General features: G+C 29.6%; 17 protein-coding genes and 1 pseudogene. 17 read left to right on the forward strand and 1 reads right to left on the reverse strand.

The window, feature by feature from the left end:
- Positions 1–107 precede the first annotated feature (107 nt).
- The 6 genes from IX290_RS07425 (at position 108) to IX290_RS07450 (ending at position 3,854) form a co-directional block, all read left to right on the forward strand.
- The gene (locus IX290_RS07425) at positions 108–1,109 is read left to right on the forward strand and encodes an NADH:flavin oxidoreductase (RefSeq protein ID WP_211492582.1); all 1,002 of its coding nucleotides are present in this window, start codon (positions 108–110) and stop codon (positions 1,107–1,109) included.
- Positions 1,110–1,131: 22 nt separating this feature from the next.
- Positions 1,132–1,548 carry a MarR family winged helix-turn-helix transcriptional regulator gene (locus tag IX290_RS07430; RefSeq protein WP_211492583.1) on the forward strand — a complete coding sequence of 139 codons (417 nt, stop codon included), beginning with the start codon at positions 1,132–1,134 and terminating at the stop codon, positions 1,546–1,548.
- An 11-nt stretch (positions 1,549–1,559) separates the two neighbouring features.
- Entirely contained in the window at positions 1,560–2,120 is a 561-nt protein-coding gene (locus IX290_RS07435; protein ID WP_211492584.1) for a flavin reductase family protein, read from the forward strand.
- A 9-nt stretch (positions 2,121–2,129) separates the two neighbouring features.
- Positions 2,130–2,753: a nitroreductase family protein gene (locus tag IX290_RS07440; protein WP_211492585.1), complete on the forward strand. Its 624-nt coding sequence runs from the start codon at positions 2,130–2,132 to the stop codon at positions 2,751–2,753.
- A 60-nt stretch (positions 2,754–2,813) separates the two neighbouring features.
- Entirely contained in the window at positions 2,814–3,260 is a 447-nt protein-coding gene (locus IX290_RS07445; protein ID WP_211492586.1) for a ferritin family protein, read from the forward strand.
- Positions 3,261–3,383: 123 nt separating this feature from the next.
- Positions 3,384–3,854, forward strand: coding sequence for a GAF domain-containing protein (locus tag IX290_RS07450; RefSeq protein ID WP_211492587.1), 471 nt, complete (start codon positions 3,384–3,386; stop codon positions 3,852–3,854).
- Positions 3,855–4,047: 193 nt separating this feature from the next.
- Here IX290_RS07450 and IX290_RS07455 read toward each other — a convergent pair whose 3' ends face one another.
- The gene (locus IX290_RS07455; RefSeq protein ID WP_211492588.1) at positions 4,048–4,740 is read right to left on the reverse strand and encodes a Fic family protein; all 693 of its coding nucleotides are present in this window, start codon (positions 4,738–4,740) and stop codon (positions 4,048–4,050) included.
- A 313-nt stretch (positions 4,741–5,053) separates the two neighbouring features.
- Between IX290_RS07455 and IX290_RS07460 the strand changes: the two genes are divergently transcribed.
- From IX290_RS07460 to IX290_RS07515, 11 genes and pseudogenes are all read left to right on the forward strand, one after another.
- Positions 5,054–8,272 (forward strand): helicase-related protein, encoded by a 3,219-nt coding sequence (locus tag IX290_RS07460; RefSeq protein WP_211492589.1) that lies wholly within the window; start codon positions 5,054–5,056, stop codon positions 8,270–8,272.
- A 12-nt stretch (positions 8,273–8,284) separates the two neighbouring features.
- The gene (locus tag IX290_RS07465; protein ID WP_211492590.1) at positions 8,285–8,962 is read left to right on the forward strand and encodes a DUF4391 domain-containing protein; all 678 of its coding nucleotides are present in this window, start codon (positions 8,285–8,287) and stop codon (positions 8,960–8,962) included.
- Between the two features lie 12 nt (positions 8,963–8,974).
- Positions 8,975–10,998 (forward strand): annotated as a pseudogene (locus IX290_RS07475) (site-specific DNA-methyltransferase).
- Between the two features lie 12 nt (positions 10,999–11,010).
- The gene (locus IX290_RS07480; protein WP_211492593.1) at positions 11,011–14,007 is read left to right on the forward strand and encodes a DEAD/DEAH box helicase family protein; all 2,997 of its coding nucleotides are present in this window, start codon (positions 11,011–11,013) and stop codon (positions 14,005–14,007) included.
- 207 nt (positions 14,008–14,214) lie between these two features.
- Complete coding sequence (locus tag IX290_RS07485; RefSeq protein WP_211492594.1) at positions 14,215–15,573, forward strand: MATE family efflux transporter; 1,359 nt, start codon at positions 14,215–14,217, stop codon at positions 15,571–15,573.
- Between the two features lie 280 nt (positions 15,574–15,853).
- Positions 15,854–16,603: a DUF4241 domain-containing protein gene (locus IX290_RS07490; RefSeq protein ID WP_249168894.1), complete on the forward strand. Its 750-nt coding sequence runs from the start codon at positions 15,854–15,856 to the stop codon at positions 16,601–16,603.
- Positions 16,604–16,605: 2 nt separating this feature from the next.
- A complete protein-coding gene (locus tag IX290_RS07495; RefSeq protein WP_211492595.1) occupies positions 16,606–17,382 on the forward strand; it encodes a DUF4253 domain-containing protein in 777 nt (258 codons plus the stop codon).
- Between the two features lie 10 nt (positions 17,383–17,392).
- Positions 17,393–18,247, forward strand: a complete 855-nt coding sequence (locus IX290_RS07500) for a YwqG family protein (protein ID WP_211492596.1) — start codon at positions 17,393–17,395, stop codon at positions 18,245–18,247.
- Between the two features lie 199 nt (positions 18,248–18,446).
- A complete protein-coding gene (locus tag IX290_RS07505; RefSeq protein ID WP_211492597.1) occupies positions 18,447–18,788 on the forward strand; it encodes a hypothetical protein in 342 nt (113 codons plus the stop codon).
- Between the two features lie 9 nt (positions 18,789–18,797).
- On the forward strand, positions 18,798–19,337 hold the full coding sequence (locus IX290_RS07510; protein ID WP_211492598.1) for a DUF2262 domain-containing protein: 540 nt from the start codon (positions 18,798–18,800) through the stop codon (positions 19,335–19,337).
- 148 nt (positions 19,338–19,485) lie between these two features.
- On the forward strand, positions 19,486–20,512 hold a 1,027-nt coding region (locus IX290_RS07515; protein WP_211492599.1), incomplete at its 3' end, for a suppressor of fused domain protein.

Consider the following 20,512-nt stretch of genomic DNA (forward strand, 5'->3'; position numbering starts at 1 on the left):
TACTTTTTTCTTGACATAAACAGTCATATATAATATAATTGATTTATCAATAGTTGACTTATCAATTATATGGTTTTATTTAAGATAATTTATCAGAGGAGGAAGTTATGAAGATAAATGATAGAGTAAAAGAAAAAAATATAGAGTTTAAAAATAGAGTTGTTATGCCACCTATGGCTACAGCAAAGGCCGATGATAATGGATATGTTACAGAGGAAATTTTAAAATATTATGAGGATAAAACAAAGAACAGACTTTTTTCAGCAGTTATAGTTGAGCATAATTTTGTAGATAAAAGAGGAAAGGCACACAGAAACCAGATGTCTGCTGCAGAGGATGGTGCAATAGAAGGACTTAGTAAACTTGCTAAAGTGATTAAAAACAGTGATGCTCTTGCAATACTTCAGATTTCTCATGCAGGAAGTGCAGCTAAAAAAGCTGATATTGGTATGGATCCAGTTGCACCTACTGCAATGATGCACCCATCAAGAAAAGATAAACCTGAAATGCCAGTGGAACTTAGTAGAAAAGAGATTGAGGATATAAGAGACAGATTTATTGCAGCTGCTATAAGAGCTAAAGAAGCAGGATTTGATGGAGTAGAGATTCACTCAGCTCATGGATACCTTTTAGATCAGTTTTTATCACCACTTAGCAATAAAAGAGAAGATGAGTATGGAAAGGATATCTATGGAAGAATAAAACTTCATCTGGATATTATAAGAGGGATTAGAGAGGCAGTTGGAAATGAATATCCTCTATTTATAAGAATGGGAGCTGGAGATTTTATGGAAGGTGGATTATCTAAAGAGGACTCTGTAATTGCAGCAAAGGAATTTGAAAAGGCAGGTATAGATGTGATAGATATATCTGGAGGAATGTGTTTTTACACTATTACAGAGACTAAGCCAGGATATTTTGATGTAATATCTAAGCCAATTCATGATGCAGTGAATATCCCAGTTATACTTACAGGTGGAGTTAAGCATGGAGAGGATATTGTAGATATTCTAAACAGAGATGTCTGTGACCTGGTAGGGGTAGGAAGAGCTGTATTTAGAGATTCAGAGTGGATGGAAAAAGAGGTAAAAGGTTTACTTCACAAATAGTGAATATGTAGGAGTGATTTAAATGAAACTTACAACATTTAGTAATATGTTGCATAAATTGAGATGTGTAGAGCAGAAGATGACTAAAAACTTTGAGGAAGTCACGGGATTTAGTATAACTAGATATGAGATGCTGATTTTTTTAAAAGAGAATGGAGAGTGTCTGCAAAGAGAGATAGCAAAGCACCTGGATATAGATCCTGCAGCTGTAACTAGACATATTAAGATATTGGAGAAGAAGGGATATATAACTAAAAATAGAAATGAAGAAAATGCCAGAGAGATTATAATATCACTTACAGATTTTGCAAAAGATGAACTTGCAAAGTGCAGAAAAAACAGCAGTGATACTGAGTGCAATGTGCCTATTCCACTTAGTCAGGAAGAGATAGATAGATTATCTGAGATATTGGATGAAATAGACAAACGTTTAAATTAGGAGGAAATATTATGAGAAAGAATTTTGGAGCAAAACCATGGAGTTATCCACAACCAGTCTATATTATCGGGACATATGATAAAAATGGATTGCCTGATGCTATGAATGCAGCCTGGGGAGGAATAAGTGAGGTAAATGAGATTTCATTTTGTTTAGCTAAAACACATAAAACTGTTGCAAATATTAAAGAGACAGGAGCTTTTACAGTAAGTATAGCTACACAGGAGTATATGGAAGCTTGTGACTACGTAGGAATTGTTTCTGGAAATAAAGATAAAGATAAATTTGAAAAAGCTGGATTTCATCATGAAAAAAGTGAATTTGTCAATGCTCCTATTATAAAGGAACTTCCAATGACTTTGGAGTGTAAGGTAAAATCTTATGATGATAATACAGAGATTTTAAAAGGGGAGATAGTTAATGTCTCTATAGATGAATCAGTATTAGTTGATTCAAAAGTTGATGTAAAGAAATTGAAACCTATAGTATTTGATCCAGTTAATATGGCTTATTGGAATTTGGGAGAAAAGGTTGGAAAAGCTTTTAACGATGGTAAGAAAATTATAAAGTAAGGTGATAGTATGCATAATGATTTTAAGGATATAGTATTTAATAGACACTCAGTTAAACTGTTTGATGAAAATTTTAAAATTAATCATGATGAAATGCTTGAGATGATAAAAGAAGCTACTAAGGCTCCATCATCAGTAAATATGCAACCTTGGAGATTTCTGGTAGTTGAATCTGAAGAGGCTAAAAAAACATTGCGTCCACTTATAAGATTTAACACAAGACAGAACGATACTTCTTCAGCAATGATTATAATCTTTGGTGACATGAAATGTTATGAAAAAGGAGAACAAATATATAGTGAGACTGTAAAACAGGGATATATGCCTGAAGATGTTAAAAAAGAACTGATGGATGTATTTATGCCAGAATATATGAATGCATCGAGAGAAAAAATGAATGATATAGTTAAAATTGATTCAAGTTTGGCTGCAATGCAATTAATGTTAGTAGCTAGAGCACATGGATATGAAACAAATCCAATAGGAGGATTTGAAGGAGATAAATTGGCCAAGGCTTTTAATCTTGATGAGGAAAGATATGTTCCAGTTATAATAATCGCTATTGGAAAGGGAATAGAGGAACCTCATAAATCAATAAGATTAAATCCAGAAGAGATTACAATGTTTAAATAGAATAGAGAAATGTAAAAATAGATATTAAAATTAAAGATGTTAAGACAAGGAGGTAGTATTATGGAATTTAAGAATTCAAAATCGTATGGTAATATTGTCAATGCGTATAAGGGTGAAGTTGCTGGGGAACTATTATATATCTTTTTAAGTGAAAAACTTTTAAATGAGGGAAATGAGGAGCTTGGAAAGGTATTCAAACAGCTTTCAATTGAAGAAAGAGGACATGTGAATGTACTTAAAAAATATCTAAAAGAGGATGCAGAAAATCATAAGATCTCTGAAAAAGAGATAGAAGCTCTTAAAGATAAATCTCGTGAGGATATTGTAAAACATTTGGAGATGTTCTCAGCTGGTGAGAAAAAAGCTGGAGAGGAAATCTATCCAATGTTTGCAAAAGTTGCAAGTGAAGAAGGATACGATGATATTGCAAAAATGTTTAATGAGCTTGCCAAAGTTGAATTAAAACATGGAATATTATTAGGAGAAGAGCTTAAGAAGTTAAAATAGTATAACCTACAAATAGCTTTTTGTGGCAAGATTAATGTCATGAAAAGCTATTTTTTTATTTGTAAATATGATAAAATCGTGTATACTCTACGAAAGAAATCTATATTGAGGAGGAAAGATAAGATGAGTCAGACAAATTATAGTTTAATGACAAAACAGTTAGAGGGGTTAGCTGAGATAGAAAATCACTATATAGCACTATTTTCTAATTCTTCAGCACTTTTATGGGAGAATATAGAGGATATAAACTGGGCAGGATTTTACTTAATTGAAGGTGGAAGTCTGATGCTTGGACCATTCCAGGGAAAACTTGCATGTTTTAGAATTGAGATAGGAAAAGGTGTATGTGGAACTGCAGTAGCTCAGAAAAAAAGTCTTGTTGTAGAAGATGTACATAAGTTTGATGGGCATATTGCATGTGACAGTAACTCTAATTCTGAAATTGTTATTCCACTTTGGAAAGGGGATAAAATTATAGGAGTTTTAGATATTGACAGTCCTTTATTTAAGAGATTTTGTGATGCTGATAGAGAGGGACTTGAATACTTCTGTAAAAAGCTTATGGAAGTTGTTAAGTATCCTGATAAGATTTAAGAGTGAATAAAAAGGGGCTGTTGCAAATTTGTAAAAGATAAAATCCTCTAAGCTATCAATAGTTTCTATTTATATTGCTTACAGAAAGAAAATTTGAAACTCACTTCGTTCAAACAGTCAAATTTTCCGTATTCTGTTTCGCTTCATAAATAACGTAACTATTTCTAATGCCGAGAATTTTATTTTTACAGTTTTATAAATGCAACAGCTCCTTTTTAAACATTGCAATTCTTTCTAACTCTCTCTTTTGAAGTTCTATAACCCACTCAGTAAAGCCTTTTACATCTTCATTGGCTAAGTAATTAATATACCTGTTTTTTTCCGATTTAGGAATAATTATTGGAATTAAATTTTCTCTTAAACATGAATCAACCATCAGTAATCTTCCTGTTCTGCCATTCCCATCTGCAAAAGGATGTATTTGCTCAAACTTTATATGAGATTCTAAAATAATAGATACTTTATCCTCATCACTTTTAGCATTCTTCATTCTGAAATTATAGTTATCACACCAATCTTTCATTAATAAAGGTACCTGAGATGGTTTTGCAGGTTGAAATTTAGCTCCTAACACTATATTTTCATTTTTCTTATATTCACCAGCATCTTCTCGTAAATTTAGCATTACAGCCTTGTTATAGCTTTTTATTAATTCTGGAGTAAAAGCTTTGTCATAGCTATTTAATAAAATTGGAAAAACATTCCTGTAATTGTTCACTTCATTATACTCCTTTTCAGACATTGCTTTAGGAATATAGTTATTGATTAGAATTGATCCTACATCTGCAAGTGTAAGGGTATTTCCCTCAATTGCCGTTGAATGGTGTGCCATTCTAACTAACATATCTCGCATGTATTCATCTACTGATTTATATTTCTCCTTCATAGTAAACTCCTTATAAAATATCTAATGACAAGATTCAATAAGTCTAATTCTTCATGAGTCTTAATCCTGCTTATTTTTTAAATTATATTATTTCTATTTATATTTTACCATTTAGGTATGAAAAGGTCATCTTTTTTTTATAAGTATTTTTAATATATATTTTTTTAATTTAATTAAATTAAACTAGATGTATTTCATTATAAAAAGACAAAATTTTTTCAAGTACATATTTTAATTTTAATCCCAAAAGTATGGTATAATTGTTAATAAATAATCATTTATTGATATAAATATAAAAAGGGGAATATGAGTTATGGATATGCAAATTTTAGATAATAAAACACAGGGAAAAGTTATTGATAAATTAAAAGAAAATATTAAAACTGGAACTAAATTATCAATCATTTCTGCATATTTTACTATATATGCTTATGCTGAATTAAAAAAAGAATTAAATAAAATCACTAATTTGAGGCTTTTGTTTTCAGAGCCAACATTTATAAAAAACAAAAAAGATATAAATAGGGAATTTAAATTAAGTGGAAGCTATGAAAGAGGACTTGTTGGAGATAGATATGAAATGAAACTGAAAAATGAGCTCAAACAATCTGAAATAGCAAAAGAATGTGCAAATTGGATAAAAGAAAAAGTAGAAGTAAGAGCTTATGATGAAGAGTATCCCCTACCACAAAAAATGTACCTTATGGAAAACAAAAATGAAGAGAATTCTTGTATTATAGGAAGTTCGGATTTTACCTCTGGAGGACTTGGAATAGTACCATCAACTAAGTTGGATATGAACTCATTTGTGAAAAGTTCATTATATACTCAGCAGATGTTATCTCAATTTGATATGCTTTGGAATGACAAAGATAAAGCCAAAGATGTCAAAAAATTCCTGTTAGAAAGTCTAGAGGTAGTCTATAAGGAAAATAATCCAGAGTTCATATATTTTGTTACTTTATATAATGTTTTTAAAGATTACTTAGAAAATTTAACTGAAGAAGATATTGTTAAAAGTAAAACAGGTTTTAAAGAAAGTGTTGTGTGGAATAAGCTATATAATTTCCAAAAAGATGGAGTTTTAGGGATTATAGACAAACTTGAAAAATATAATGGTTGTATATTAGCAGATTCTGTAGGACTTGGAAAGACATTTGAAGCTCTGGCTGTAATTAAGTACTATGAATCTAGAAATAACAGAGTTCTTGTATTGTGCCCTAAAAAGTTAAGAGAAAACTGGTTAACATATAAGGGAAATAGAAGAGATAATATTTTAGAAAAAGATAGGTTAAATTATGACGTACTAAATCATACAGATTTATCAAGATACACAGGATATAGTGGAGAGATTAACCTGGAAAAGGTTTATTGGGAAAATTACGATTTAATAATAATAGATGAATCACATAACTTCAGAAACAATAATAATAAAAAAGATGATAAAGAGACAAGATACTCGAGACTTCTTAATCAGATTATAAAAAAAGGTGTAAAAACAAAAGTTCTAATGCTTTCTGCTACACCAGTTAATAATAAAATGAATGATTTGAAAAACCAGATTGCTTTTGCCACTGAGGGGGATGATTCAGCTTTAAGTGCTTATGGAATAAGAAGTATAGAGCAGACCCTGAGAAAAGCACAAATGGTATTTAATAAATGGAATGAACTTCCTGAAGAGAGTAAAAAAATAGAAGATCTTCTTGAATTACTGGAAATAGATTATTTTAAGCTTTTAGATATGCTAACAATAGCAAGAAGCAGAAAGCATATTCAGAAATATTATGATACCTCAAGTATTGGTGAATTTCCAAAAAGATTAAAACCACTGAATATAAAGGCGGATATTGACATTAAAAATGAGTTTATTCCTCTTTCAGAATTAAATAGACTTATTAGAAGTTTGAATTTGGCAATATATTCTCCTATTAAATATGTTCTTCCAAGTAAAGTAGCAGAATATAGTAAAAGGTATGACACTAATACAGGTAAGTCAATATTTAAGCAGGTAGATAGAGAGGAAAGCTTAGTTCATCTAATGAGAGTAAATATTTTAAAGAGAATGGAAAGTTCTATTTATTCTTTTGGTATTACAATATCTAAAATTCTTCAAAATATAGATATAGCTTTAAAGAAACTTGATAATTTTGAAGATGTAGATGAAGATTTTGATTTAGATGAATTTGATATAGATGACCCAAGATTAGATAGTGTGATGATAGGAAGTAAAAATGTAAAAGTTCTAATACAGGATATAGATCAAATTAGATGGAGATCTGAGCTTGAAGAGGATAAAAATATTTTAGAGAGGCTGTTAAAAGAAGCTTTTAAAATTACAGCTGGAAGAGACCAGAAATTAAAAGAACTAAAAGTATTGATAAAGGAAAAATTAAATAATCCATTAAATCCAGATAATAAAAAAATCATTATATTTACTGCATTTGCTGATACTGCAAAATATCTATATAATCATCTATCAAAACCGTTGTATGATGATTTTGGACTGTATTCTGCCTTGGTAACTGGTAGTGATAATCCAAAGACAAATCTGAAAGGAATAAGGATGGATTTCAATAATATTCTTACTAATTTTTCTCCACGTTCTAAGGAGAGAGTGGAGATGGATAAGCCGGAAATTGATATTTTAATAGCAACTGATTGTATTTCTGAAGGTCAGAACTTGCAGGATTGTGATTATCTAATTAACTATGACATTCATTGGAACCCAGTAAGAATAATCCAAAGGTTTGGTAGAATTGACAGAATTGGATCTAAAAATGATGTAATTCAACTTGTAAATTTTTGGCCAAATATGGAATTGGATGAGTATATTCATCTTGAGTCAAGAGTAAGTGGAAGAATGGTTATGCTGGATATGTCTGCTACAGGAGAGGAAAATGTAATTGTGGATAACGATGGCATGAATGACCTTGAGTATAGAAAGAAACAGTTGAAGCAACTTCAGGATAAAGTAGTGGATTTAGAGGATATAAATGGTGGAATATCTATAACGGATCTTACTTTTAATGACTTTAAAATGGATCTTGTTAACTATATGAAACACAATAAAGAGATTTTAAAGAAGGCACCAACTGGGATGTATGCAATTGCTAAGAGCAATTTAGAAGAAGCTGAAAAAGGGGTTATATTCTGCCTAAGACAGATAAATCAGGATATAAAGCCTAGTGTTTATAATGTGCTAAATCCTTATTTTTTAGTTTATATTAAAGAAAATGGGGAAATTCTTTTTAACTTTATTCAAAGCAAAAAGATTTTGGATATCTATAAAAAAGTATGTGTTGGACAAAAGGAATTATATCCATCTTTAATAAATGAATTTAATAAGGAGACAAATAATGCCAAAGATATGAGTAAATTTACAAATTTCCTAGAAAGAACAGTTGAAAATATTGTTGGAAAAGAGGAAGAAAAAGGGTTAGATAGTCTCTTTAGTTTTGACGAAACCGTACTAAATAGTTCAGTACAGAATATGGATGATTTTGAATTAATATCATTTTTAGTAATAAAATAGGGGTGTATAAAAGTGATAATTTTTAATCTGCCAAAAGCATGTAAAGTGGATAAAAATATCCCAAAAGAGATAATTTATAGAAATGCAGAAGCTGATGAAAAATTTAAAAGAATATTTATAGAAAATGTTGGAAAAATTAGATACGAATATGCATTAAATTATGAAAATAGTAATATTGAAAAATATGTAAGAGATGAAGAAAGATACGATGAGATACATTTTATTCGAGTGATATTAAAAGAAAAGGGAAAAGAGAATACAGTATCTAAGCTTTTGCATCAATTAATTCCAAAAGCAACAGTCTTTATGATGGAATGTGATTCAGAAATACTTATATCAACAGCAATTAAGAAAGTAGGAAATAATAGAGTTGAGATTGTACAAATTTATAATACTGATTGGTTAGATAAAGAAAATGAAAGACTTAAGGAGTTTGATTATAAAAATTTAAGCTCAGGAAATATGAAGTCTTTTTACGAAAGTATCGTTGAAAAAGTAAGAATTATAAATTTAGGTAAAGATTGTGAAGATATAGAGAAAGAGGATATAGAGATACTTGAAACCTTAAATAGAGAGATTGAAGAACTGAAAATGTTGAGAAAAAAGGAAACACAAGTTAATAGAGTAGTGAAAATTCAAAATGAATTATTAAAGAAAATAAAAGAAAGAAATTATATTATAAAAAAATAAAAGGAGATATGTATGAAAAAATTAGAGGGAAGAAGCATGGATATAGTGCAAGATAACATTGAAAAATTAAAAGAGATTTTTCCTGAAGCATTTACAGAGGGAAAAGTAGATTTTACAGTATTAAAACATTTATTAGGAGAAAAGATAGAGGATAGTAAAGAAAGGTACTCATTTACCTGGAAAGGAAAAACAAAAGCAAGACAAGTGGCTCAGCAGGTAAGTACAGGGACATTAAGACCTTCTAAAGAAGATTCTAAAAACTGGGATGATACAGAAAATCTATATATTGAAGGAGATAACCTAGAAGTATTAAAGCTTATGCAAAAATCATATCACGGGAAAATAAAAATGATATATATAGATCCACCATATAATACTGGAAATGATTTTATATATAGAGATAATTTTAGAGATAGTGTTCAGAATTATTTGGAATTAACAGGTCAAGTGTGCGAAAATAGTACGGGGGGGGGGGGTACTCGTTAACTACTAATAAAGAAACTAATGGTAGATACCATTCAGATTGGCTAAATATGATGTACCCAAGATTAAAACTTGCTAGAAACCTTTTAACAGATGATGGCGTTATTTTTATATCAATAGATGATAAAGAGTTGGTAAATCTAAAAAAAATATGTGATGAGATTTTTGGAGAGGAAAATTTAATTTCGAATTTAACAATTGAAACAGGAGAAATATTTGGTACAAAAGCTTCTCATGTAAGAAAAACATTTGTAAAAACAAAAGATTATATATTAGTATATTCGAAGAATAATTCTAGAAGTGTAGAACGAAAGCCATTGTATGATAAAATGAATGAAATGTATGATGAGCATTATAAGACAATTATTACAGAAGATTTAAAAACAATCGCTTTTGCAGAATATTTAAGAAATATAGATTGGGTAAAAGACTTGTTTAAAAAATTTGAGTTAAAATTGAAACTAAAAAATATTAGTAAACTTATGAAGTTAGATTCTAAGTTTAAAGATTTTATAAATTTTGAAATAAGTAATATTTTATATACTGACCAGCCTTATACTACTACTTTACCAGATGAATATTTAAAGGAGTTAGATAAAATAGGAATAATAAGATATAATTCTTTAATTTTATTTAAAACTAAGACAGGAAGTATTAGATACTATCAATCATTTTCTGAAGCTTTACATCAAACAGATAATTATTTTTCAGAATATTGTAGAGCCAGTGCAAGAGGTGATTTATGGAAAGGTTTCCATTACGATATGAGGAATATTGACGATGAAGGTCAACTGAAATTTAAAAATGGTAAAAAACCAGTGAGACTACTTAAACAATTGATGGAATGGGCAAATTATGAAAAAAATATAATTGTTCTAGACTTCTTCTCAGGTTCAGCAACAACAGCTCATGCAGTAATGAAACTTAATGCAGAAGATGGAGGAAATAGAAGATATATAATGGTTCAATTACCTGAACCTTGTGATGAAAAATCTGAAGCATATAAGGAAGGGTATAAAAATATTTGTGAGATAGGAAAAGAGAGAATTAGAAGAGCTGGAGAGATGATAAAAGATGAGCTTCAAAAGGAGAATGCTCAATTAAAACTGGGAGAAGAGTCTAAAAAATTACCTGACATAGGATTTAAAGTATTCAAGCTTGATTCTTCAAATATTAAAGAATGGGATAGTGAAGCAGAAGATTTAAAACAAACTTTATATGCATCTATAGAAAATATAAAATCCGATAGAACTTCTTTAGATATATTATACGAGGTTCTTTTAAAATATGGTCTGGATTTAAATGTACCTATAGTTGAACATGATCATTTTTACTCAATAGGCGGTGGAACTATACTAATTAATCTTGATAAAGAGATTAATATGGATGTAATTAACTCTATATGTGAAGAATACCAAAACTTACTTGAAATAGATGAGGATTTCAAGACAATGGTAGTATTAAGAGATTCCGCATTTGAAAATGATGAAGATAAGACTAACATGATGACAAGATTAGAGCAAATAGGTATTAAAGAAGTAAGAAGCATATAAGGGGAGTAGGTTATGAAGATAAAATTTGAAGAAAACTTGGATTATCAGATAGAAGCTGTTAACTCTATAGTAGATTTATTTTCAGGGCAAGAAAAGAACACTTGTCTTTTCAATGTTGAAAAAGAGAGAGGGCAAATGAAACTGGGAGTTGAAGAAAATGAGCTTGGAATAGGTAACTCACTTTTGCTTTTTCCTGAAGAGATTTTAAAGAACTTAAATGAGATACAAATTAAAAATTGTGTTGCTAAAACAACAAAATTGAAAAATAGTGACTATCATTTTTCTGTTGAAATGGAAACAGGGACAGGAAAAACATATGTATATATTAGAACTATAATGGAATTGAATAAAAGATATGGCTTTACTAAATTTATAATAGTAGTGCCATCAATAGCTATAAAAGAGGGAGTTTATAAGACTCTTGAAATTACGAAAGAACATTTTAAATCATTATATGATAATGTTCCTTACGATTATTTTATATATGATTCTAAAAAGCTGGATATGATAAGAAATTTTGCAGTAAATGATTCAATTCAGATTATGATTATAACAATAGATGCTTTTAATAAAGATACAAATATTATAAAACAGGAAAGAGATCAGGCAAATGGATATAGACCAATTGATTATATCCAGCAGTGTAATCCTATATTGATAATAGATGAACCGCAAAATATGGAAACTGAAAAAGCTAAAAATGCAATAAGTGAATTAAATCCACTCTGTACATTAAGATACTCTGCCACTCACAAAGATAAATATAATTCTGTATTTAAGCTGGATTCAATAGCAGCATATGAGAGAAAACTGGTAAAACAGATAGAGGTTGCTACAGTTGGACTTACACAAAATGCCAATACAGAATACATTAAAGTGGTAAATATAAAAGCTACTAAATCTGGAATAAGTGCCAGACTTGAAATGGATGTAAAAAGTGGAAAAGGTGTCAAAAGAAAAGAAATCAATGTTAAATTAGGTGATGATTTAAAAGAAAAAGCAAAAAGAGATATATATGATGGATATTTTGTAAATGAGATTACATATGATGAGAAGGATCCAAGTCAGTCATATATAGATCTTGGAAAAGTAGTACTTGTGTTGGGACAGGTAAATGGAGGAGAAAACCCCGATGTTATAAAAAGACTACAGATAAGAAAAACTATTCAAGAGCATTTTGACAAACAGATAAGATTAAAAAATAGAGATATAAAGGTTTTATCTTTATTCTTTATTGATAGAGTTGCTAATTATAGAACTTATGACCCTGAAACTGGAGAACCTCAAAAGGGTAAATATGCATTGATGTTTGAAGAAGAATATAATAAACTTCTGGAAATGCCTGAATATTCACAAATGGGAGATCAGTCAGTTCCATTGTATCTACGAGCTGAAAAAGCACATGATGGATATTTTTCAGCAGATAAAAAGAAAAGCGCAAGTGGAAAGGAATACTTTGAGGAAAAAGATACTAAAGGAAATACAAATGCTGACGATGACACATTTAATAAGATAATGAAGGATAAGGAAAAATTATTGAGTTTTGATGAACCACTATCTTTTATCTTTTCACATTCTGCATTAAAAGAGGGATGGGACAATCCTAACGTATTTCAAATATGTACTCTTAATGAAACAACGTCTGAAATGAAAAAAAGACAGGAAATAGGGAGAGGGCTTAGAATAGCAGTAAATCAAAATGGTGAGAGAGTTAGAGGATTTGATGTAAATACTCTTACGGTAATGGCAAATGAGTCATATGAGAGTTTTGTTGAAACACTGCAAAAAGAGATGGAAGAGGATGAAAAGATAAAATTTGGAGTAATAGAAAATTTTATTTTCTCAAATATTGTTACTAAGATAGAAAATGGTAATGAGATATATTTAGGACATGAAAATTCAAAAAAAATATATGATTTTTTAGTTGCAGAGGAATATATTGATGAGAAAGGAAATCCTAAAAACAAGTTAAAAAAAGATTTAAAAGATGACAGATTGAAACTGCCAGATGAATTTGAGGTAATGAGACCTGCTATTGAGAAGAAACTGAAAATGAGTGCAGGAAAATTAATAATTAAAAATGCTGATGATAAAAAACAGATTCGAGTAAATAAAGAAGTCTTTTTAAAAGATGATTTTAAACAATTATGGGATAAGATTAAATACAAAACAAGTTACCAGGTTGATTTCAATGGAGATAAATTAAAAGAAAAATGTATAGAGAATATAGACAATGAACTTTATATCCCAAATGAAAAATTTTTATTTGAAAAGACAAGGTTGGCAATAAGTAAAGGAGGAATACAGGAAAATTATACTTGTTCAGAACAAGAAGATGTTTCACTAAAGAGTAGGTATAAGCTTCCAGATATAATTACTTTTTTACAAAATGAAACAAACCTTACAAGAAGAAGCATAGTTGATATATTAACAAGAACAAAAACATTAGAGAGTTTTAAAAAGGATCCCCAATATTATTTAGAACAAGTAAGCGATATAATAAAAAGAACTATGAGATCATTTATAGTTGATGGAATAAAATATCAAAAAATAGGAGATACAGAATATTACTCACAGGAAATTTTTAAAGAGAGTGAACTTTTTGGATATTTAAAAACAGAAATGAGTAAAGAAGGGAATATGGTTAAGAGTTCTAAATCTCCATATACAAATATTGTCGTTGATTCTGAAATAGAGCGTAGTTTTGCTAAAGGTTTGGAAAATAACGAAAATGTTATTGTTTATACCAAATTACCTGGATGGTTTAAGATTCCTACTCCTTTAGGTAATTATAATCCTGACTGGGCAGTACTTATAAAACCTGATTTATCCAAGGATGAGAAGAAGTTATATTTTATTGTTGAAACAAAAGGTTCAATATTTGAGGAAGAGAGAAGAGGAGTAGAAAATATGAAGATTTCTTGTGGAAAAAAACATTTTGAAGCAATTTCACCAGATATAGAATTTGAAGTTTCTAATAATTTTGAACAACTATCAGAGAAATTTTAAGGAATAAGAGAGTATAATTTATAAAAGCTAATAGTGATGGATGCCTTACTGTATATACAGATGGCATCCATTTTTAAATTTTTGTTAAAGTATTAATCCCAGTTATTTTCCCTAAGCAAAGTGCAAAAAAACATGGTAAACTGTATTATAGGGAGATGGGATATAATAAAGTGGATGGAAACACTGGAATGGTGGTGAAGGTAAAAAATGGATAGATCAAATAATAAAATTCTTGCCAAACGGGAGTATATGCTCACAGCACCGATTATGAAGCTTCTCATTAAGCTCTCTATTCCAACTATACTGGGAATGCTTATTACAGTTATATATAACATTACAGATACATTCTTTATTGGGCTATTGGGTAATCCGATGATGATTGCAGCTATAGGAGTGAGTTTTACTATTACGAGCATTATCCAGGCTACTGGTTTTTTAATAGGATATGGCAGTGGAAATTATATGTCTAAAAAAATAGGAGAAGAGGATTTAGATGAAGCAGAGGAAACTTCAACTCTTGCTATTGCACTTTCTATTTTGATAGGAGTTATTATTCTGCTCTTTGTATTTCTATTTACAGAGAGACTATCTGTTTTTCTTATTGGAAGGAGTTCTTCTGGAATACTTGAATATACAATTGGGTATTTAAAAATAGTTGCTTTAGGTGCACCTTTTACAATTTTTTCAATATGTGCCTATAACCAATTAAGGCTATGTGGAAGTCCTACAGAGGGTATGATTGGGATGTTAACAGGGATGCTTGCAAATATCATTCTTGATCCACTATTTATTTTTTATTTTGGTATGGGATTTCAGGGAGCTGCATATGCAACAGTAGCAGGTCAGACACTGGGCAGTATTATATTATTATTTTTTTTAAAGTCCAATTTGAATATAAGGTTATTTAATGTTAAATTTACTGCTGAAAGAATAAGACATATTTTCATTGGTGGAACACCTAATTTTTCAAGACAATCTTTGACAAGTATATCACTTATTTTATTAAATAGAATCTCTATAAATTATGGAGCTGGTTTAGTAGCTGCTATGACAGTGAGTACTAAGATTATCACTGCAATTATTCTTATAGTGATAGGTTGGGAGCAGGCTTTTCAACCTGTGTGTGCAATGAATTTTGGTGCTAAAAAATATGAGAGAATAAAAAAGGCATTTATATACAGTCTGGGAGTGGGAACAGTGTATCTGATTCTGTCAACAGTAGCTATTGTGACCTTTGCAGATAGATGTATTGAGATTTTTCTATATGATAGAAAAGTTATTGATATTGGAGCAACTATCTTAAAATATCAATCGTTGAGTTTGCCATTTATAGGATTCTATGCTTTGATTAGCATGTTTATGCAAAATATTGGAAGATATGGCTGGTCATTATTCATTGCAGCTTGTAGACAGGGAATTATCTATATTCCTGCACTGCTGATACTGTCAAATTCAATTGGAAAATTTGGTGTAATAGTAGCACAGCCACTAAGTGATGTAATATCATTTTTAATTGCATTGAATATTTTGATACAGTTTCTATCTAAGGAGAAGTATAAGATTTAGGGTTGAAAATAAAAAGAAGAAAATTATAAAGTCATGCTGAAATAAGCATGACTTTTTTGAATAAAATACTGGCAGGGTAAATAAATGGATTATTATAAAATTGATAAAAAATCATTTTATTTTTCAAAAAATATTTTGCGCAAATGCTATTTTTATACTATACTCGTACTGAATAAAATTAAGGGATGCTTATTATACAAGAAAAATATTAACTGAAAGATTTTTTATTAATCAATGTAGTGTGAGAAATTTACTATTTAAATAAGGGAGAATAAAAAATATGGATGAAAAAAGAAACGCTGAATGGAAAATTATGTATGAGAGAAATAAGCAAAAATTTAGATGTAAGAGAGATTTAGAAAGTTATTTTACTGAGAAGAAAATAGGTGAAATGGAAGTTGATACTTTGGAGATTGGAAATTTAGACTTGCCAACTGGAGATATATTAGCTTGTGATCCATTGATAGAACTTGACTGTGCAAAGACATTCATTCAAAGAACTCCTGTTGGAAAATTTCCTATAAAAATTTGTGTTGTTCCAAGTGAAACTTACGGAGATAGATATGCTTGTGTAAAAGTTGAGTTTAATAAAAATAAGCCAGTGGTTTATGAATTAGCTGTAACAGGAAATGAAAGGGGAATGGATGAAGCTAGCGAAGATGAGTTTTATAAGTTTGGTGTAGATGCAGGAATGGGCTGTGTAGCAGATAAAAAATCTCAAGAGGAATATATAAAATATTGGAAAAAACTTGAAGAGGAGAAAGAGGCAGATAATCCTTATAATGATATTTTTGAAGAACTATTAGAAGAAAGTTTTAAAAAATTCCCTAAATATCAAAGAGATGGCGGAGATTGGGCTAATTGGATAATTCCTAATACAGAGTTAAATATTCCTATTTTCGCATCAGGTTGGGGAGATGGCGATTATCCTTGCTACTTTGGATATGATGAAAAAGGAGAACTTTGTGGATTCTATATTCACTTTATAGATATTGAAAGAGAATATTCTGAAGAAGAGGAGGAGGAATAATTATGTTAAATATGAGTGACTTAGCGAAGGAATTTGTAGAATTTTTCGATTGTGAGTATGAATATTTTCCTAATAATAGCTATGAAGAGATAATGGAAAAATTTGAGAAATACACTAAAGAGGGTAGAGAGAAAGAATATTTCCCTGTTATTGTAACTGTTGATGAAACTCTTTTAGAATGTTTGTCTTTTAATATATCAGATGATGAAGAGTTAAATATAGAAGATGTAAGAAAATACAGAGAAAAATATATCTCTTCTATCTATTCAGAAGGTGGAGAAAATATATTGAAAGATTTAATAGCTAGAAGAAAAGAGGAAGCTGAAGATGATGAGATGGATTGGGAAGAAGAAATATTAGGAGAGTTTGTAGGGGAATTTGAAGATAGCGGAGAAGATAAACTTAACTCGCCAATAGGATTTTTAGATTTTGAAACAGAAGAACCTGTTGAACTATTTATAGTAAAAGTTCCTGTTAAAAATCCTTGGGAAATATTTGCTTGGTTGCCAATGGGAAATTGGAATGAGTGTCCTACTACTTCAGAACATATGGCAGTATCAAGGTATTGGTTTGAAAAGTATGGAGCTGTACCAATTAGTATGACACATGATGTAGTGGAGTATAGAGTTGAGAAAGTTATAAAAACAGAAGATGAAGCTATGGAAGTAGCAATAGAGATGTATGGATATTGCCCTGATATAGACCAAAGTTATGATACTCTTGGATTATTAGCTGGTAGTTTGGTAGATTCTAGTGTTTGGTATTTTTGGTGGGATTAGAGGTGGTTATATGCTAGATAAAAAAAAGTTAGAGCCTTTGAAAAGAAATGCAATAGTAATAAATTATAACGAAGAAAATAGTGAAAAAATTCCTAAAGGAAGTTCAAAAATTGGAGGGAAACCTGATTTACCTAAAGATTTTCAATGGTATTATTATAATGGAGAGGATTATAAAGAAAGAGTTGAAAATAGACCACTTTCATTCTTAATGCAAATTAATTGTGAAGAGGTACATAAATATGATAAAGAAAGTCTTTTGCCAGAGAAGGGAATACTGTATTTCTTCTATGAGTTACTGACTATGACTTGGGGATTTTCTCCTAATGATAGAGGAAGTGCAAGAGTTTTCTATTATGATGGAGAGATAGAAGATTTAGTATCTACTGATTTTCCAGAGGATATGGAAAAGGATTGTATAATTCCTGAAGCTAAAATAGATTTTGAAAGTATGAATGACTATCCTATTGACTTTTTTGATTACTATGATGATGAGGATAGTGATGAGGAAATTGAAAGAAAAGAGAAAGAGTTTGAAAAAGATTTAGAGGAATTAGGATATAAAAGTGATACCACAAAACTTTTAGGACACCCAGAACTTATTCAAGGAGACTATTTTGAAGAGTGTGAGGGAGTTGCTAGAAAAAAGCTTTATTATGGCTCTGCACCTATAGAATATGGAGATTTAAAAAATGAGATAAAGGAAAATGCTAAAGATTGGATAATGCTTATGCAAATGAGTGAATTTGAGTTTGAAGATTATGGATTATCTTTTGGAGATAGTGGAAAGATATATTTTAATATTAGAAAAGAGGATTTAAAAAATAGAAACTTTGATAATGTATGGTTAATTCTTCAATGTTACTAGAAAAAGGAGATTAACTATGAACTATATAAAAGAATTTTTAAAAAATGAAGATAGAGAAAGTTTTGAAAAATTATGTGAAAATTGTACAAAGCTTATTTGGATAGATTGGAGAGAATAAAACGAGGATATAATTAATTATATAGAGAATATAATTCAATCTGGAAAACTTATTGGAAAAATTGATGATGCTGATAATCAAATGGGATTTGAAATATTTATAGAATGGAACGGTGAAGACTATAAAATATCTTATCCTAATGAGGAAGGATCTGACAGAGATACTACTATAAAGACTTTGAATAAGGTAATACAGCCAGAGTATGAAATAAGATTATTTATGGAGAGTTTGGGAAGTGACACCTTAGCTTTTGTCCCACTTGCTAAAGAGAAATGGGGAGAATTAGAAAAAGATTTTGGAGTAGAGAAAGTAAACTACTATTTTTCTAAGATAGATGAGAGTAGTAAGATGTTTGATTTGGATATGGACGAACTTTTTAAAATTTTGGATAAGAGAAAAGAGATAAAAAATTTCTTTAATTAGAGGTGGAATATGGAAAAGTTAAGAGTAGAAGATTTTGAAATAGAAGAAAATGAATGGGGATATATTTGTTCAACTTATTTTGAGTTTTGGGAAGAAGAAATAGGAGTAACATTAGATTTAGACTACAATATAAAAGATGAAAAAGAACTTTCAGAAAAGGAAATTAGAGAAGTTATAGAAAAGAGTTTAAAAAATTTGAATCCTCTATTGAAAAAAGCTGAAAATAATAGAAATCAACTCATAGAACTTTTAAAAGAGAAAGATTATATAGAATTGGCAAATGAGTGGATAGCAGGAGCTGAAAAAGTGGAAGGAAAAGAGGGATATTATTTAATAGATGATGACGAGGTTCATATCCCTATTACAGAGGAAGATTTTGAAAAAAGTATTAGTTGTAGAGGAGGAATAGGAGCTACTATTGGTTTAGATGGAGAACTAGAGTTTATATCTATTTACTTAGTATTTGAACCAGATTATTTTGCTGGACATTGTATAGAATGTTATATAGAAGAGGACGGAAATTTTTCGCTTAACGGATTGGCAGGATAGGGAGATAAAATTTATTTAATTTTTGAAAAGTTGTAAGCTTTAGAAAAACTAATATTTAGAAAGACTTTAAGGAGAAATTTATGAAAAAAGAAGAACAGTAACCCCAATTTATAATTTTAAAGCTTATTAGATTTATGGAGGTATTGTTATGGAGTATACGCAAAATGAAAGAATAGAAATTATAAAGTTTATAGAGGAAAATTTTGGAAGAATAGAAAAAATATACCAAGATGTTGGTTATGATGACTTATATTTAGATGTAGCTCAAATAAATCCTACAAAAGAAAAACCATATTATACTCTTATCACTCTTGGAATAGGAGAATATAAGATGTATAATCAAAATAATGAAAATTTTTCAAGTTTTGCAGAGCTTATGATTTCTTTACCTCCTGATTGGAATTTTGATGATAAAAACTATATTTGGGCAATAGATGAGTTAATCCACTTAGCATATATTCCATTTACTTACTTTTTCGCATATGAATGGGGACATTTAGAAAATAACTTTGAACCATTTTCTTCTAATACAAAATTAAGTGCAGTATCTATCCTATATCCTGAGATGAAAAAAGAAAATTCAGGATTTTTAAAACTTGAAAATAGAAATTTACAATTTTATCAAATAGTTCCATTATATGATGAGGAATACACTTTTGCTTTAAAAAATGGAATGAAAAATTTACTTTTATTAGATGTTGAGAAAAAAATAGGTTTTGTTATAGATATGAATAGGGAAAAAGTTCTTGAATACAGTGAGGAAGAGAAAGAAATGCAAGATGATATTATGGATTCTGCAGACTGGCATTTAGGAGATTATTATTCTAAAGGAATAGAGGTTGATGAGATAAATATATATAATCACTTGGCTGTTTTTCTTCGTTGGGCTATGGAGAATAGTTTTCTAAGTGATAACTTCTTAAAAGCTTATGGTAAAGAACTTGAAAAATACACTTCTCAAGATTTTATTGATTTAAGAGAGTTTATAAAAGTTAGATTAAAAGGAGATTTAAGAAAGTCTTTCTTTAATGATGTGGGAAAAGAATTTATAAGACATTATTATAATTATGACTTTACCGATGGAGATTTTTTCCCAGCAGATATAGATAACTATGCTAAAAAAATTTTTGGAGAAGAGAGATATTATTCCCCAGAGTTAAAAAGAGAAGCGTATT

The sequence above is a fragment of the Fusobacterium sp. DD2 genome, assembly GCF_018205345.1.
Lineage (GTDB): Bacteria > Fusobacteriota > Fusobacteriia > Fusobacteriales > Fusobacteriaceae > Fusobacterium_A.

Excerpts from the sequence above, each read along its gene's own strand:
- IX290_RS07445 (WP_211492586.1), top strand. The coding sequence starts at position 2,814 with ATGGAATTTAAGAATTCAAAATCGTATGGTAATATTGTCAATGCGTAT.
- IX290_RS07460 (WP_211492589.1), top strand. The coding sequence starts at position 5,054 with ATGGATATGCAAATTTTAGATAATAAAACACAGGGAAAAGTTATTGAT.
- IX290_RS07455 (WP_211492588.1), bottom strand. The coding sequence starts at position 4,740 with ATGAAGGAGAAATATAAATCAGTAGATGAATACATGCGAGATATGTTA.
- IX290_RS07500 (WP_211492596.1), top strand. The coding sequence starts at position 17,393 with ATGCTAGATAAAAAAAAGTTAGAGCCTTTGAAAAGAAATGCAATAGTA.
- IX290_RS07510 (WP_211492598.1), top strand. The coding sequence starts at position 18,798 with ATGGAAAAGTTAAGAGTAGAAGATTTTGAAATAGAAGAAAATGAATGG.
- IX290_RS07480 (WP_211492593.1), top strand. The coding sequence starts at position 11,011 with ATGAAGATAAAATTTGAAGAAAACTTGGATTATCAGATAGAAGCTGTT.
- IX290_RS07440 (WP_211492585.1), top strand. The coding sequence starts at position 2,130 with ATGCATAATGATTTTAAGGATATAGTATTTAATAGACACTCAGTTAAA.
- IX290_RS07495 (WP_211492595.1), top strand. The coding sequence starts at position 16,606 with ATGTTAAATATGAGTGACTTAGCGAAGGAATTTGTAGAATTTTTCGAT.
- IX290_RS07485 (WP_211492594.1), top strand. The coding sequence starts at position 14,215 with ATGGATAGATCAAATAATAAAATTCTTGCCAAACGGGAGTATATGCTC.
- IX290_RS07450 (WP_211492587.1), top strand. The coding sequence starts at position 3,384 with ATGAGTCAGACAAATTATAGTTTAATGACAAAACAGTTAGAGGGGTTA.
- IX290_RS07425 (WP_211492582.1), top strand. The coding sequence starts at position 108 with ATGAAGATAAATGATAGAGTAAAAGAAAAAAATATAGAGTTTAAAAAT.
- IX290_RS07435 (WP_211492584.1), top strand. The coding sequence starts at position 1,560 with ATGAGAAAGAATTTTGGAGCAAAACCATGGAGTTATCCACAACCAGTC.
- IX290_RS07490 (WP_249168894.1), top strand. The coding sequence starts at position 15,854 with ATGGATGAAAAAAGAAACGCTGAATGGAAAATTATGTATGAGAGAAAT.
- IX290_RS07430 (WP_211492583.1), top strand. The coding sequence starts at position 1,132 with ATGAAACTTACAACATTTAGTAATATGTTGCATAAATTGAGATGTGTA.
- IX290_RS07505 (WP_211492597.1), top strand. The coding sequence starts at position 18,447 with ATGGGATTTGAAATATTTATAGAATGGAACGGTGAAGACTATAAAATA.